Source organism: Pedobacter mendelii (assembly GCF_014635725.1).
In the GTDB taxonomy this organism is placed as follows: domain Bacteria; phylum Bacteroidota; class Bacteroidia; order Sphingobacteriales; family Sphingobacteriaceae; genus Pedobacter; species Pedobacter mendelii.
On record NZ_BMDJ01000009.1, the window covers coordinates 187306 to 201784 of the forward strand.

Here is a 14479-nt window from a genome sequence, read left to right on the forward strand (position 1 = left end):
TTATTGTACTAGCGATTTAATATTTCCGTTTGATTTTATTAATTGTATTTCGGCTATTTTGTAATTTAATAAGGCCTGGGTGTAACTGTTTTGTGCTTGGGTTAACGAGTTTTCGGTATCCAATAAATCTGTTAAAGAGGCTAAGCCGTTGTTATAGTTGTTTTGTGTGCTTTTGTAAATCTCCTGCGCCAACTCTGCGTTTTTACGTTGAGAAGTTATAGTATTTAAATTGTTTCGAAGCTGAATTTTAGCATTCTCGTAAGCTAAGTTAAGCGAGTTTACAGATTCCTTTCTGTCTTCTTTTGCTTTTTTGATATCCACATCTGCCTGGCGAACTTTTGAACGGGTTAAAAAGCCGTTAAAAATTGGCACTTTTAGCGTTAAGCCAATTGCCGATGCGCCATAACCAATTGCAGCAGCATTTGATGATAGAAAATCAAAGCCATCACTCTGACTGGAATAAGTATAGTTTCCGGTTAATGCTAAACTAGGGTAATATTCGGCCACATAAGCTTTTCGCTGAAGCGACAGAAGCTTATCCTGAGTATTCAATAGTTTAACTTCTGTCCGGTTTGTAAAATCAATAGCTTCTGAAAATTGCGGCAGTTTGCTAACTTCAGTTAATTCTGTTTTTGGTAATAGAACATCTGTTGTTACAGGCATTCCCATCGAAAACTTTAATTGATTTTCCAGTTGAGTAATCGCATTAAGCGTTTGTTCGCGTTGTGTAGTTAAGTTTGTAATGTTTACACTAATCCTGTCTACATCAATTTTTCTGGCTAAACCATTTTTGTATTGATTAGAAACAATTTTTTCTACCACTCTTACATTTTTAATATTAGTATCAATTACATTTAACTGCTCTCTATTTACTAAAACCTGATAGTAGTTATTGGCAACCAATTCTATAATCTGCTCTTCTGTAAGTTGAGAAGTTAGGTTATAATACTCTTCGCTCGATCTTGCGGCTTGCAAACCTGTAAAAACCTGTTGGTTAAACAACTGTTGAGAAAGCTGAATACCAGCAGATGAATTCCAGTTCTGACCGAGTTTAATTGCCTGAGTTTGACCGCCAAAATTTGCAACCAATTGACCAATAATAGGGTTGTATGTTAATCCTGCATTACCAGAAATTTGAGGCAAAGCTTGCGCCCTAACTTCCTGAACTTTATATCTTCCACCTTCAATATCTAATTTCGATTTACGAACGTTAGTGTTGTTTTGGAGCGCATAAGTTAACGCATCTTTTAAGGTAATCTGCTGCTGAGCGGATACCAGCTGTGGTAAAGCCATGCCAGTTATCAGGATAAGCATTAATTTTACCATTTTTACTCTAAGCATAATGTATTGATTTTTGTTTTTAGGTTCTTATTTAGTGTAAAGAAGCGAGTATCAAGATTAGTAACTTGCTAAACTTGCTTTTCGTTATTATTAAGCTTTGCGGTTTCTTCTCTAGTCTTTCTACTTTAGTTTTTATTGTTTTTGCTTTGCTCTATATTCTTTTTCAACACATCAATCCTTTAGTGAAAATTGAAGAGAGATCTTTTTGCTTTTGTGTCATTTTGTTTAAGATTTTTTTATCGGGCAAAATGTCTTTACCTGTTTGCATTACACACATGGTGGTAAGGCCCATCAAACTTTCCAGGTATAGTTCCGAAACATGTTTCATATTTATATGGTCTATTTCGCCTTTCTCCTTCGCCTGGGTAAAAACAATTGTAAAAAAATCCTTTTCCAAATCTTTCATAGAATTGAGCTTGGTTTTAATGATATCATCATTTAAAAGATCTGGAATCCCTTCGGCAATTCTGAGCATGTAATATTTTTGAAAAAATGTATTTCGAACATCAATGGAGTTAAATAAGATTTCTTCTAATGATTGATCGGGATTGTATTTTTTCTTTAAAACTTCATAGAAGTCAGTAAATACTTTCTCAATTACACCTAAAATCAAATGCTTTTTATCCGGAAAATAATAATATAAAGAAGGCTTGGAAACAGCTAAATCTTCTGCGATATCATTCATCGTGGTTTTGTTAATTCCAAAATGAGTGAATCGTTTAATTGCTCCTATAATAATTTGCTCTCTCTTCTTATCTGCTACAATCATTTTACTTTTCTACTTTCTGACTTTTTTAATATTTTAGTCAAAAATAGATCTAAAATTTTAATTGCTAATCAATCGATTGAAAAAATGTAAAATCGTTACATTTTAATGACATTTAAAGCGGTTTCCATTGGTTTATATATATTTACAAATCAAATTTTTAGATGTGCAGGCTTTGATAAACGTATTTGTAGTTTTATTGACCATTATTTTAATGGAGTGTTTCTCCTGGTTTATCCATAAATATTTATTCCATGGGCCGCTATGGTTTATGCATAAAAGTCATCATGAGCAATCGAAATCTTTTTTCGAATGGAATGATTTGTTTGCTTTTATATTTGCAGGAATTTCGCTTTTCCTGATGTATATTGATAAAGAAAATTTAGGTGTAAAATTTTCTGTTGGTCTTGGAATTTCTTTATATGGAATGATTTATTTTGTTGTTCACGATTGGTTTGTTCATAGGCGATTCAAAGCCTTTAAAAGCAATAATTCTTATTTACGGGCTGTTCGAAAAGCACATAAAATTCATCATAAAAATATGGGTAAGAAAAACGGCAAAGCGTTTGGATTGTTGTTTGTTAGGAAGAAGGTAACGAATTGATTATTTTTAAAACATGAGAAAACTTGCGATAATTATAATCTTCTTCTTACTAAATTCAAAATATCTAAAAGCTCAATTCAAAATTACATCTCCGGTTAAGTGGAGCTATGCAGCTACAAAAGCAAAAAATGGCGGAGCAATTGTATATCTAAAAGCTACGATTGGTAATGGTTGGCATATTTATGCACAAAGCGGTGGAACAAAGACTTTACAGACTAGTTTTGTTTTCTACAGAGGAAAAGATTATTTAATCATTGGCAAAACATTAGAGCCTAAACCTTTAGTTAAGTTTGAGAAGGTGTTAAAAACAGATGTTAGTTATTTTGAAAAGTCTGTTGTTTTTCATCAGAAAATCAAATTAAGGCTAACGCAGGTTAAAGTTAAAGGTAAGCTGGAGTTCACAGTTTGTAATACAAAAGAATGCCGTCCTGCAGAAGAAATCGAGTTCAGTATACCAGTAATTTAGAACCAAAATCTTATGAAAAATAAATATATTCCAATTCTCTTAATTACGGTTTTTGCAGTTTCTTGCTCGAAGAAAACCGACAAAGACAGAGCAATAGATTTAGTGGAATCGAAGTATGAAAGTAGCACTCAAAAACTAGATTTCGATGATTCTACTTTAGATAGTATTTACAATATTTCGCCTAAAGCATACTCTGATAGTTTAAAGAAAGGCAATGATTTGGATTCTGTTCTTTCAGTTTTGGAAGGTGAGATAGAGCATTTAGAACAGAAAGAATCTGATAGTGTAGGAAAAATTAGTGCTTCTTTAACAAAAGAAAGATATCGTTTATTGGATTTGGAAAAAACAAAACCAAAATTTGTAGGCTGGAAATTGGTGGGTGTTAAAATTAGAGGTGAAAAAGCAGAAACCTTAAGCTTTAATTTTGATAAGGCCATTGGCAAAATAACGCCTTAATTAATTTTTATTTTACTTTTGTGCACAACACAAAATCACCATGCTGCAAATTCAAAAAAATATTTCTCTTAAACCATATAATACTTTTGGTATCGACGTAAAAGCTGCATTTTTTGCTGAAATATTTAGCGAGGCCGATTTAAAAACTTTATTTGAAAGCGATTTAACAAAAACACAAAGTATTTTAATAATTGGCGGAGGAAGCAATGTTTTATTTACAAAAAATTATGATGGTCTCGTTATCAAAATGAGCATTATGGGTATTGAATCTTTTGTCGATAGTGATATTGTAAAAGTTAGAGCAGGAGCAGGGGTTGTTTGGAACGATTTTGTAAACTATTGTGTTGAACACAATTTGGCGGGAGTTGAAAATTTGAGTTTAATTCCGGGTACAGTTGGTGCATCACCTGTACAAAATATAGGAGCTTATGGTGTGGAGCTAGCAACTATTTTTGAAAGTTGTACAGCATTTGAAATAAAAACAGGAGAAATAAAAACCTTTGCTTATGCTGATTGCCATTTTGGTTACCGTGAAAGTATTTTTAAAGGAGAATTAAAAGGTAAATACATTATTACGTCTGTCACCTTCAACTTAAAAACTGAATCCAAAATAAATACATCATACGGTGTGATAGAAGCCGAATTACAAAAAAGGGGAATCGAAAATCCTGGTATAGCAGATGTTTCTGCTGCAGTTTCGCACATTCGGGTAAGCAAATTGCCCGATCCATCAACTATTGGAAACGCAGGCAGTTTTTTTAAAAATCCGGTTATAGAAAAGTACGAATTTGCAGATATCGTTGCAAAATACCCAGATTTGGTTCATTATCCAACAACAGATGATAAAATAAAACTTGCAGCTGGTTGGCTAATTGAGCAATGTGGCTGGAAGGGTAAAATACACGGACAAACAGGTACCTGGAAAAATCAGGCGTTGGTTTTAGTTAACCATGGAAATGCTTCAGGTAAAGAAATTTACAATTTCTCCGAACAAATTATAGACAGTGTGAAGTCTACTTTTGGAGTCACTTTAGAGCGTGAAGTAAATATATTGTGACGAATACTGCTCTCTATGTAATTTTATGCTTTTGGCACCGTGCCAAAAATTTTTGGTACTAAGTTTGTTTGAGTAAATGCAGAATAGAACACAATTCATTTGTTTTTTTAATCTTACCCTAAAGCTAAAACATCATGACCAAATTTGAATTCAATCATCTAGTTAACCACCACTCTGTATCTCTTAGATCTTACGCTTTAAACTTTACAAAAGATGCTGAAGATGCAAATGATCTTGTTCAGGATACAATGCTTAAAGCAATAACCTACTATAATAAGTTTAAAGAAGGTACTAACTTAAAGGGCTGGTTATTTACCATCATGAAAAACACATTCATTAACAATTATCGTCGTTTAGTTAAAACGAATACATTAATAATACAAAGCGAAGATATTTCTTCAGCAAATTTATCATTTAGTGCAACTAAAAATCAGGCTGAAAGTAAATTTGTGTTAGGTGATATTGATAAAGCATTGGCGCAATTGCCAGAAGAATACTACGTTCCATTTATCCGTTATTTTGAAGGCTTTAAATATCATGAAATTGCTGATATGTTAAATATTCCAATTGGAACCGTAAAAACACGAATTCACGTAGCTCGTGGTATTTTGAAAAAATATTTAAAAACATATTCAAAAGATATTGCCATAGCAGAATTGGCATAAATTACATCAATTGAAAAACTGGAGGCCTGAATTTATTCAGGCCTTTTTTGTTTTTGGTACCACGAAATTATCTAACTGAGATTTATTTGCTACAGAATGCACGGAATTGGACTTAAACATTGCTCCGTGTAGCCATATACAAAAATTTACCACGAAAGCACTACAGGCAAGGAATTGAGCTTGTACATTGGTTCGTAAAAACCAAAGTAGGTTAAAAAGCAAAAGGCCTGGAAAAATTCCTGGCCTTTTCACTTATCATATATTTGGTTAGTTGATTCTTATGTTTTATTTCAATAATAATCCTTCTCTCTAATTTCGAAACAAATGCAAACCTTTAATAATTATGTGTTTTAAGGTTGTTTTGCAATGTTTTTGTTTTGTGGTTATAAAGATAAGGGAAATTTTATATTTGTCAAGCTTTTTTTAACTTTTTTTTTATTTCTTTTGCTACCACTTGTCCTGAGATGATTGCAGGGGGTACGCCAGGCCCGGGAACTGTTAATTGTCCTGTGTATAATAAATTTTTTACTTTACTCTTCATACTTGGTTTAAGGAAAGCTGTCTGTTTCAAAGTGTTTGCTAATCCATAAGCATTTCCCTTAAAGGCATGGTAGTCTTCCATAAAATCGTTCATGGCATAACTTCTTTTAAACAAAATGCTATCGCTTATATCATTTCCAGTTAAATCTTTAAAGCGTTTAACCAATAAATTAAAGTATTCTTCTCTTTTGGTTTCACTATCTTTCAAGCCTGGTGCAACCGGAACTAAAAAGAAAAGATTTTCGCATCCCTCAGGTGCAACGCTTAAATCAGTAACGGATGGGCAACAAGCATAAAACAAAGGCTTAGATGGCCATTTTGGTTCGGTGTAAATTTCTTCAGCATGTTCATCAAAGTTCTCATCAAAAAATAAATTATGATGAAGAACGTTTTGAAGTTTTTTATTTAAGCCGATGTAAAAAAGTAAACAAGATGGTGCCATAGTTCTGCTGTCCCAATATTTTTCATCGTACTTTCGATTAACCTTATCCAAAAGATGTTGTTCAATATGGTTATAATCGGCGTTGCCAACTACAAAATCGGTTTTGAAACTTCCTTTATTGGTAATTATTTCTTCGGCAATGTTATTCTTAACTTCAATTTTTGTAACCTCGGTATTAAAAATAAACTTTACACCTTGTGTTTCGGCAATATTTTGCATGGCCGAAACTATTTTATGCATGCCACCCATTGGGTACCAGGTGCCTAAAATCAAGTCGGCATAGTTCATTAAACTATATAAAGCTGGGGTATTCTGTGGTGTGGCACCCAAAAACAAAACCGGGAATTCCAATAGTTTTCTTAGTTTTTCGTTTTTGAAAAGTTTATGTACGTGCTTTCGCATATTTCCGAGCAATTGCAATTTAATTCCGCTGATGGCAAGCCTTGGGTCGAAATACTCCATAACACTATGCGAAGGTTTGAAAACATACTCATTCATTCCAACATCATATTTATATTTTGCCTGCGATAAAAAGGAATCAAGGTTGTTACTGCTGTTTGGTTCTAGCTCTTCGAACAGCTTATATAAAGCTTCTAAAGTTGCAGGAATATCTAAAATATCGTTTTTGCCAAAATATATTCTATAGGATGGACTTAATCTTTTCAGTTCATAAAAATCGGATGCAGTTTTTCCAAATAGGTTATAATAGTTTTCAAAAACATCAGGCATCCAATACCAGCTTGGACCCATATCGAAAATGAAGCCATCTTTCTCCCATGTTCTGGCTCTACCACCAGCCATTTCATTTTTTTCGAGAACTGTAACGTCGAAACCATCTTTGGCTAATAATGCTGCAGCAGATAAGCCTGCAAAACCAGCACCAATAATGGTTACTTTAGGTTTTTTATCCATTGTGTAAAGAAAGCGATTTTTCGGGATTTTGTTGAGTGCAATTTGTCATTTTGAGGTATGAAAAACCTTTGATTTTTTGGTGCATCCTCTTATTTACTTATCGCTTTTTTTGGTTGTGTTGAAATTCATCGCCGCCCATTCACTTTAATAAATTTAAATAGCTTTTATTACCTTTGCCATAACACATGATTAAAATACCATTATTATTTCTGCTGCTCTTTGGTTCAATCCAAATCTGTAAAGCTCAATTATCACCGAAAGAGATTTCCGTTTTAAAAACCGATTTGATTAGAGCTGTAGAAAGCTCAAAACTTACCGATTCTTTATACGATAACTTAACTAAGCTACCGAACAAAACCGCATTAATTACAGCCTACAGCGGTACTTTAGAAGCCTTAAAGGCAAAACATTCGTGGAATCCTTATAACAAAATTAAATACGTAAAGGTTTCTTTGGCAACCATGCAAAAGGCAATTAATATGGATAAAGAAAATATGGAGATCCGTTTCATGCGTTTTTCCATAGAACACTACACGCCAGGCTTTTTGGGCTTAAGTAAAGATTTGACGATTGATAGAAAAGAAATTGTAAAACATTACCAAAACAATAACTTTGGGGTTGCCGATAAAGAATTGATTAAAAACGTAGCCAAATTTATGATTGATAGTAAGCGTTGTACTGCCGGTGAAATTAAAATTTTAAAGAAGTTTAGTTAAAATGAATTACATCTATCTGCTCATCAATATTGCGGTAATTTTCTTTCCCATGGTTTTATCTTTCGATAAGAAGGTGCATTTTTTTAGCAAATGGAAATTCGTTTTACCAGCCATCCTGTTAACTGGTGTAGTTTTTTTAATTTGGGATTTGCTTTTTGTAAAGCTGAATGTGTGGTCTTTTAATCCTGATTACATTGTTGGCATCCAGTTTTTTGGTTTGCCACTCGAAGAAATCCTTTTCTTCTTAACAGTTCCATACGCATGTGTTTTTATTTACGAATGCCTTAATGCTTATTTCCCAAAAGATAGCTTGCAGAAGTATAGTTTTTCATTAAGTAATTTGTTTTTGGGTCTTTGCATTGCTATGCTTTTTTTAGGTTACAATAGGTGGTATACTGTTATTAATTTCGGTTTCCTTTTTATTGTTTTGGCTTATGTAGAATACTTTAACGTGAAATTCAGGTTTATGTATAAGTTTTACAGGGCTTATCTGGTGTCGTTAATTCCATTTTACATTGTAAATGGATTTTTGACCTCCATTCCTGTGGTGATTTACAATGACAAGCAAAACCTGGGTTTTAGAGTTGGGACTATTCCATTCGAAGATCATTTTTATTTAATGGGATTACTTTTAATGAATATTTATTTGTACGAATTTTTTAAGAGTAGAGCAACTGGAAAAGGAATAAATTAATTGTTTTGCAAAAGCATTGCGCTTCCAAAATTGGCATAAAATATTTACTTAAATGGATTTACCGGTTTACACCAAACAACAGCTTGCTTTACGAAACGGACAGGATAAGCCACAAATTTGGGTGGCTTACAAAGGTTTTATCTATGATATGACTGAAAGCCGGTTATGGCGAAATGGTAAACATTATGAACATTGGGCGGGTCAGGATTTGACTGATGAATTGCCAGATGCACCACATACCGAAGCGGTTTTCGAAAAATTTACGCCGATTGGAAAAATAAAATAGCCGCAGATTCGCAGATTTTAATTAATCTGTAAATCTGCGGCTAAGTTTTTATTGGCTATTGTAGTTAGTTTATAACAGCAATAATTAAAGATTTAAAGTTCTATAGTAAAAGAGCTTAAGCTTACAAATTCCTGGATTCTTGCTGCAACTTCCTTGTCTGTTAAGTTTAATAATTTCTCTGTACCAAATTTCTCTACGCAGAAAGATGCTAATGCAGAACCATAAATAATCGCATTTTTCATATTATTGAAATTTACTGTGCCAACCTTAGCCATGTAGCCGATAAAGCCACCTGCAAAAGTATCGCCAGCGCCCGTTGGATCAAAAACTTCAGCCAAAGGCAATGCGGGGGCAGAGAAAATCTGATCTTCGTGAAATAACAATGCGCCATGCTCACCTTTTTTAATGATAAGGTATTTAGGGCCCATGTTTAGAATTTTTTTAGCCGCTTTTACCAAAGAGTACTCTCCAGATAGTTGACGAGCCTCGGCATCGTTAATGGTTAATACATCAACCATTTTAATGGTTTCTAATAAATCGTCCATCATAATGTCCATCCAGAAGTTCATCGTATCCATTACAATTAATTTCGGACGGTTTTTAAGGCGTTTAATTACCGTTTGCTGTATTTGTGGGGTAAGGTTGCCCAACATTAAATAGTCGCAATCCTGATAGCTTTCAGGGATAATTGGATCAAAGTTTTCCAATACATTTAATTCGGTAATTAAAGTATCGCGACTGTTCATGTCGTTATGGTACTTTCCCGACCAAAAAAATGATTTTTCGCCTGCTTTAATTTGCAAGCCTTCCGTATCAATACCGTGTTTATTTAAGCCATCAATATCTTCTTTTTTGAAATCATCGCCTACAACTGCAACGATTTTGCACTTGTTATAGAAATAAGATGCCGCTAAACTGGCATAAGTAGCTGCGCCACCAACAATTTTATCTGTTTTTCCGAAGGGAGTTTCAATAGCATCAAAAGCTACAGTACCTATGATTATCAGGCTCATATATATAATGTTTGTTTTTTTTTGAAAAATTTTACTGCAAATATTGCATAAATAATTTAAAAGCCCTAATATTGCATTCCCAAAACGAACAAGGGTATATGTGCCGCAAAGTACAAATAACCTCGTTTTAGGAAATAACCAGTACTCCTTCTTAGCTCAGCTGGTTAGAGCATCTGACTGTTAATCAGAGGGTCGCTGGTTCGAGCCCAGCAGAGGGAGCAAAATCCTCACAGTAATGTGGGGATTTTTTATGAAAGAAATGCCAGATGATTTTGGTAAAATTTATAGAATAACCAGAAAAAAATTCCTTCTTAGCTCAGCTGGTTAGAGCATCTGACTGTTAATCAGAGGGTCGCTGGTTCGAGCCCAGCAGAGGGAGCCAATGCCCTTCACGATATCGTGAAGGGCATTTTTGTTTTTAGGTGATTTTCAAATCATTGCTTAGCGTAAATATAGGCCAGTTTCAGGTTCAAAACCGGTATCTCTGACCAGACTCTGTGCAAACCTCCTAAAAAACTCAAACTTGCTTCAATAACACCTTCTTAGCGAATAGATTATAGTTTATATTCTCTGGTTTTTTTGGTTCGATGCTGTTAAAATTGATAGGATAAAGAGTTTTGTTGGGATGGCATTAATTCAAGCCTCGGTACTCATTTGGCGTAACGCCTGTTTTTTGCTTAAACAATCGAGTAAAATGTTGCTGGTATTTAAAGCCTAAATCAGAGGCCACATTGTTAATGGTTTTGGTATGGTCGAATATTTTAGTTTTGGCTTCGTCTATCAGTTTGTTTTGAATATAATCCAATGCCGTATTTCCTGTTTCTTTTTTAATTAAATCACCAAAATAATTGGATGATAAATGCAGTTCATCAGCGCAATAAGCCACCGTTGGCAAACCCAATCTTAAGCCTTTATCCGATTTAAAATAGTCGTTCAGCAAGTTTTCAAAACGGCTTAAAATATCTTTGTTAGCATGGTTTCGTGTAATGAACTGGCGGTCGTAAAAGCGTTGGCAATAGTTTAAAAACAATTCAATATTCGATACAATTAATGTTTTGCTGTGCTTATCAATATTCAGGTTAATTTCTTCTTCAATTTTTTTGAGGCAATCGACAATGGTTTGGCGTTCTTTTTTGGATAGATGCAATGCTTCGGTCACTTCATACGAAAAGAAGGAGTAGTCTTTGATGGTTTTATCCAGCGAAGTGCCTTTCAATAAATCGGGATGAAAAACCAGTCCATATCCCGCAGGTTTGGTCACAACGTCCTTGCTGTCGATGCCATAAACCTGGCCCGGCGAAATAAAAACCATTGTACCGTCATCGTAGTCATAATGTTGGCAGCCATACTTCATATCACCGCATTTTATATTTTTCAAGAAAATGGCATAAACACCAAGATACATCCTGAAATTTTGAATGGATGGTATTTCGTTGAAATTAATTACACTCACTAAGGGGTGAAGCGTATCTATACCCACTTTTTCATTGTAATTTTTTACCGTATCTATTCTGTCAACCTTTTCCATTGTTTTGATTTTGAGAGTACAAACTTACTAAATGCTGTCGCACCTTCACTAATACAAATCCCAAATCTGTAAAAGTGGTAAAAAGAACCGTAATGTGTATAAAGCTTTGGTGCCCATTTATGGTGAATTTTGAAGTATCAAATCACCAAGAAAATTTTGAATGCAAATACCTGATATTTTCCAACGATTAAAAAATGGCGAAACGATTTCGCCAAACGACCCTGAAGCACACAAAATGCTGGAGGCATCTTATCATACAAAAAAAGTATTGGTTCAGATGAACAACGAGGCAGAGCCGAGCGAAATTCGGCATTTGCTGAGCCAAATAACGGGTACAGAAATCGACAAAACTGTTACGGTATTTACACCATTGCATATCAATTACGGAAAGCACACCAAAATTGGCAAAAATGTTCTTATCAATTTCGATTGTATTTTCTTGGATCTAGGCGGTATCACTCTAGAAGACAATGTGCTGATTGCACCGAGGGTGAGTTTACTAACTGAAGGCCATCCCTTAGAAATTGAAAACAGACACGCACTTGTTCCAAAGCCCATCCATATCAAAAGGAATGCATGGATTGGTGCAGGAGCTACCATTTTGCAAGGTGTAACCATTGGAGAAAATTCGGTGGTTGCTTCCGGAGCAGTTGTTTCAAAAGATGTTCCCGACAATACCATTGTTGGTGGAATTCCTGCAAAAATTATAAAAGAAATCAAATCCTAAATCATAACTAAGATGTCATTCAATACATATAATTCGAGAAGAAAATTTATTCAACAGGCAGGAATTGCAAGCGCTGGTTTAGTGCTTGCCGGACCTTTAAAAACTTTTGCAGAAACTAACAACGAAACATTTATTGGTAACAACATAAAAACCAAAGGTTATGCCGGAAAAGATGTAGCAGGAAAAATGGTTCCCTGGAACTTTGAGAGAAGGCCTGTGGGCGATAACGACATTTTAATCGAAATAAAATATTCGGGCATTTGCCATTCAGATATCCATACCATAAAAGGACATTGGGGCAAACAACAATATCCGCAGGTTCCAGGACACGAAATTGCTGGGATCGTAATTGCGGTGGGAAAAAATGTGACCAAATTTAAAGTGGGCGACCAGGCAGGCGTGGGCTGTATGGTAAATAGCTGTATGCAATGCGACAGTTGTAAAAGTGGCGAAGAACACCACTGCGAAGTTGGAATGACAGGAACTTATGGTACTCCCGAAAAATCATCACCTACGGGCATTACACAAGGCGGTTACGCCAATAACATCGTGGTTACCGAGCATTTCGCAATAAAAATACCTGAAAGTATGGAGCTGAAATACGCAGCGCCATTGCTTTGTGCGGGAATTACCACCTATTCGCCAATGATGAGGATTAAATTTAAAAAAGGCGACAAGATTGGCGTGATTGGCATTGGTGGTTTGGGACACATGGCCGTGAAATTGGCAGTATCAAAAGGAGCAGAAGTGTATGCATTTACCACTTCGCCTGCAAAAGTAGATGATATCAAAAGTTTTGGTGCAAAGGAAGTTATCGTGGTGAAATCGGCTGAAGATTTAAAACCTTATAAAGGCAAACTCGACTTTATGATTTCGACCGTTCCATATGCTTATGAAATGTCGCCTTACATTGATTGTGTGAAAAAGTACGGATATTTTACCCAAGTCGGACAGCCTATTAATGGTGAATTGACCATCAATAATTTCAATATGATTTTCAATCGGGTAAATTTCAACGGTTCGCTAATTGGTGGCATTCCCGAAACCCAGGAAGTAATGGATTATTGTGCCGAAAACAAAATCTATCCACAAATAGAAATCATTAAAGCTTCAGAAATAAATGATTCCTGGGACAAAGTAGTGAACAAAGAAGCGAGATACCGATATGTAATTGATGCATCTACATTTTAAATTTTAAAAATGAATGTTATGAAACACTTGGTAACCCTTTTCGCAATTCTCTTTACTTTTTCTTTTTGCACGGCAAGTTGCAGTAAAGATGAAGAAAAAACAACTAGTCAAAATAATGGGAGTGAAAATAAGAACCCATCAACAACCAAAATGAAAATTACCATAGGCACAGCTGTTTTTACAGCAACCTTACACGACAACCCAAGTGCAAATGCCTTCAAAGCAAGGTTTCCGCTTACGCTTAACATGACCGAACTCAATAACAACGAAAAATATTACGACTTTTCAAAAAGTTTGCCAACCAATGCATCCGTTGGTGGCGACATTAAAGTGGGTGATTTAACACTTTACGGAGACAATACGCTGGTTCTATTTTATAAAAGCTTCAACACTTCATACAGCTATACCAGATTGGGCTATGTTGATAATCCTACCGGCCTTGCTGCCGCTTTGGGGACTGGAAATGTAGTGGTGAAATTTGAAAATAATTAAATCAATAAAGATGAAAAATCATTTAAAAATGGCGTTGACTGTTATGCTTTGCGTATTGGCAACGGCCTGCAACAACAATAAAAATCAGGAAAAAATGAATACTAACAAAAGTGAATTGAACAAAATTTTTCCCAAAGGTAAAAAAGGATCAGGCGAAACATTTACTGGAAACGCTTACAATATTGGCTTGGTAGATGCGGATAGTACTTATACCACAGCCGTTGGGAATGTATATTTCGAACCTGGTGCCAGAAGCAATTGGCACAGCCATCCTGCAGGTCAGATTTTAATTATTACAGACGGTGTAGGTTATCATCAAATTGAAGGTCAGCCTGTCGAAATCATCAAAAAAGGAAGCGTTGTAAAATGTCCGCCAAATGTTCGCCATTGGCACGGAGCAAGTGCTGATGTAGGTTTACAGCAATTGTACATTGTTCCCAACACCGAAAAAGGAATTGTAAACTGGGAAGAAGCAGTAACGGATGAGGAGTATAATACATCGCCAACGAACTCATCATTATAAAAAAACGAAAATTCGTAACTTTTAATTTTAAAAACAAATTATTAAATAAAGTCAAAATGA

The 14479-nt window shown here is 34.9% G+C and carries 17 protein-coding genes and 2 tRNA genes; 14 read left to right on the plus strand and 5 right to left on the minus strand.

Annotated features, from left to right (window positions below):
* Both IEV50_RS15315 and IEV50_RS15320 read right to left on the minus strand, forming a co-directional pair.
* On the minus strand, positions 1-1341 hold the full coding sequence (locus IEV50_RS15315; RefSeq protein ID WP_188415951.1) for a TolC family protein: 1341 nt from the start codon (positions 1339-1341) through the stop codon (positions 1-3).
* A gap of 163 nt (positions 1342-1504) precedes the next feature.
* Positions 1505-2110 (minus strand): TetR/AcrR family transcriptional regulator, encoded by a 606-nt coding sequence (locus IEV50_RS15320; RefSeq protein WP_188415953.1) that lies wholly within the window; start codon positions 2108-2110, stop codon positions 1505-1507.
* Between the two features lie 163 nt (positions 2111-2273).
* On the opposite strand from IEV50_RS15320, the gene IEV50_RS15325 reads away from it, so the two are divergent.
* The 5 genes from IEV50_RS15325 (at position 2274) to IEV50_RS15345 (ending at position 5355) form a co-directional block, all read left to right on the plus strand.
* Positions 2274-2711, plus strand: coding sequence for a sterol desaturase family protein (locus tag IEV50_RS15325; protein WP_188415960.1), 438 nt, complete (start codon positions 2274-2276; stop codon positions 2709-2711).
* 13 nt (positions 2712-2724) lie between these two features.
* Entirely contained in the window at positions 2725-3177 is a 453-nt protein-coding gene (locus IEV50_RS15330) for a protein-disulfide reductase DsbD domain-containing protein (protein ID WP_188415962.1), read from the plus strand.
* Positions 3178-3189: 12 nt separating this feature from the next.
* Entirely contained in the window at positions 3190-3633 is a 444-nt protein-coding gene (locus IEV50_RS15335) for a hypothetical protein (protein WP_188415964.1), read from the plus strand.
* A 40-nt stretch (positions 3634-3673) separates the two neighbouring features.
* Positions 3674-4690, plus strand: coding sequence for a UDP-N-acetylmuramate dehydrogenase (murB, locus tag IEV50_RS15340; RefSeq protein WP_188415966.1), 1017 nt, complete (start codon positions 3674-3676; stop codon positions 4688-4690).
* A gap of 134 nt (positions 4691-4824) precedes the next feature.
* Positions 4825-5355: an RNA polymerase sigma factor gene (locus tag IEV50_RS15345; RefSeq protein WP_188415968.1), complete on the plus strand. Its 531-nt coding sequence runs from the start codon at positions 4825-4827 to the stop codon at positions 5353-5355.
* 412 nt (positions 5356-5767) lie between these two features.
* Here the strand turns inward: IEV50_RS15345 and crtID are convergent, their stop codons facing one another.
* Entirely contained in the window at positions 5768-7249 is a 1482-nt protein-coding gene (crtID, locus tag IEV50_RS15350; RefSeq protein WP_188415970.1) for a bifunctional phytoene desaturase/3,4-desaturase, read from the minus strand.
* Positions 7250-7434: 185 nt separating this feature from the next.
* Here crtID and IEV50_RS15355 point away from each other — a divergent pair, with 185 nt between their 5' ends.
* From IEV50_RS15355 to IEV50_RS15365, 3 genes are read left to right on the plus strand one after another with little or no spacing between them, the layout of a single operon-like run.
* Positions 7435-7965 (plus strand): hypothetical protein, encoded by a 531-nt coding sequence (locus tag IEV50_RS15355; RefSeq protein ID WP_188415971.1) that lies wholly within the window; start codon positions 7435-7437, stop codon positions 7963-7965.
* 1 nt (position 7966) lies between these two features.
* Complete coding sequence (locus tag IEV50_RS15360; protein ID WP_188415973.1) at positions 7967-8659, plus strand: lycopene cyclase domain-containing protein; 693 nt, start codon at positions 7967-7969, stop codon at positions 8657-8659.
* A gap of 52 nt (positions 8660-8711) precedes the next feature.
* Entirely contained in the window at positions 8712-8945 is a 234-nt protein-coding gene (locus IEV50_RS15365; protein WP_188415975.1) for a cytochrome b5 domain-containing protein, read from the plus strand.
* 92 nt (positions 8946-9037) lie between these two features.
* On the opposite strand, the gene IEV50_RS15370 is transcribed toward IEV50_RS15365, so the two are convergent.
* The gene (locus IEV50_RS15370) at positions 9038-9958 is read right to left on the minus strand and encodes a PfkB family carbohydrate kinase (protein WP_188415977.1); all 921 of its coding nucleotides are present in this window, start codon (positions 9956-9958) and stop codon (positions 9038-9040) included.
* A gap of 145 nt (positions 9959-10103) precedes the next feature.
* On the opposite strand from IEV50_RS15370, the gene IEV50_RS15375 reads away from it, so the two are divergent.
* Together IEV50_RS15375 and IEV50_RS15380 are read left to right on the plus strand one after the other, a co-directional pair.
* Positions 10104-10177 (plus strand) — tRNA-Asn (locus IEV50_RS15375).
* An 86-nt stretch (positions 10178-10263) separates the two neighbouring features.
* Positions 10264-10340: transfer RNA gene (locus tag IEV50_RS15380), tRNA-Asn, on the plus strand.
* 249 nt (positions 10341-10589) lie between these two features.
* On the opposite strand, the gene IEV50_RS15385 is transcribed toward IEV50_RS15380, so the two are convergent.
* A complete protein-coding gene (locus IEV50_RS15385; RefSeq protein ID WP_188415979.1) occupies positions 10590-11486 on the minus strand; it encodes a helix-turn-helix domain-containing protein in 897 nt (298 codons plus the stop codon).
* Between the two features lie 160 nt (positions 11487-11646).
* On the opposite strand from IEV50_RS15385, the gene IEV50_RS15390 reads away from it, so the two are divergent.
* Genes IEV50_RS15390 through IEV50_RS15405 form a run of 4 tightly spaced genes read left to right on the plus strand, consistent with a single transcriptional unit; the run spans position 11647 to position 14419 of the window.
* The gene (locus IEV50_RS15390) at positions 11647-12213 is read left to right on the plus strand and encodes a sugar O-acetyltransferase (protein WP_188415981.1); all 567 of its coding nucleotides are present in this window, start codon (positions 11647-11649) and stop codon (positions 12211-12213) included.
* Between the two features lie 12 nt (positions 12214-12225).
* Entirely contained in the window at positions 12226-13404 is a 1179-nt protein-coding gene (locus tag IEV50_RS15395; protein WP_188415983.1) for an NAD(P)-dependent alcohol dehydrogenase, read from the plus strand.
* Positions 13405-13422: 18 nt separating this feature from the next.
* Positions 13423-13896 carry a cyclophilin-like fold protein gene (locus IEV50_RS15400; protein ID WP_188415985.1) on the plus strand — a complete coding sequence of 158 codons (474 nt, stop codon included), beginning with the start codon at positions 13423-13425 and terminating at the stop codon, positions 13894-13896.
* 10 nt (positions 13897-13906) lie between these two features.
* Positions 13907-14419, plus strand: coding sequence for a cupin domain-containing protein (locus tag IEV50_RS15405; protein ID WP_188415987.1), 513 nt, complete (start codon positions 13907-13909; stop codon positions 14417-14419).
* Positions 14420-14479 lie beyond the last annotated feature (60 nt).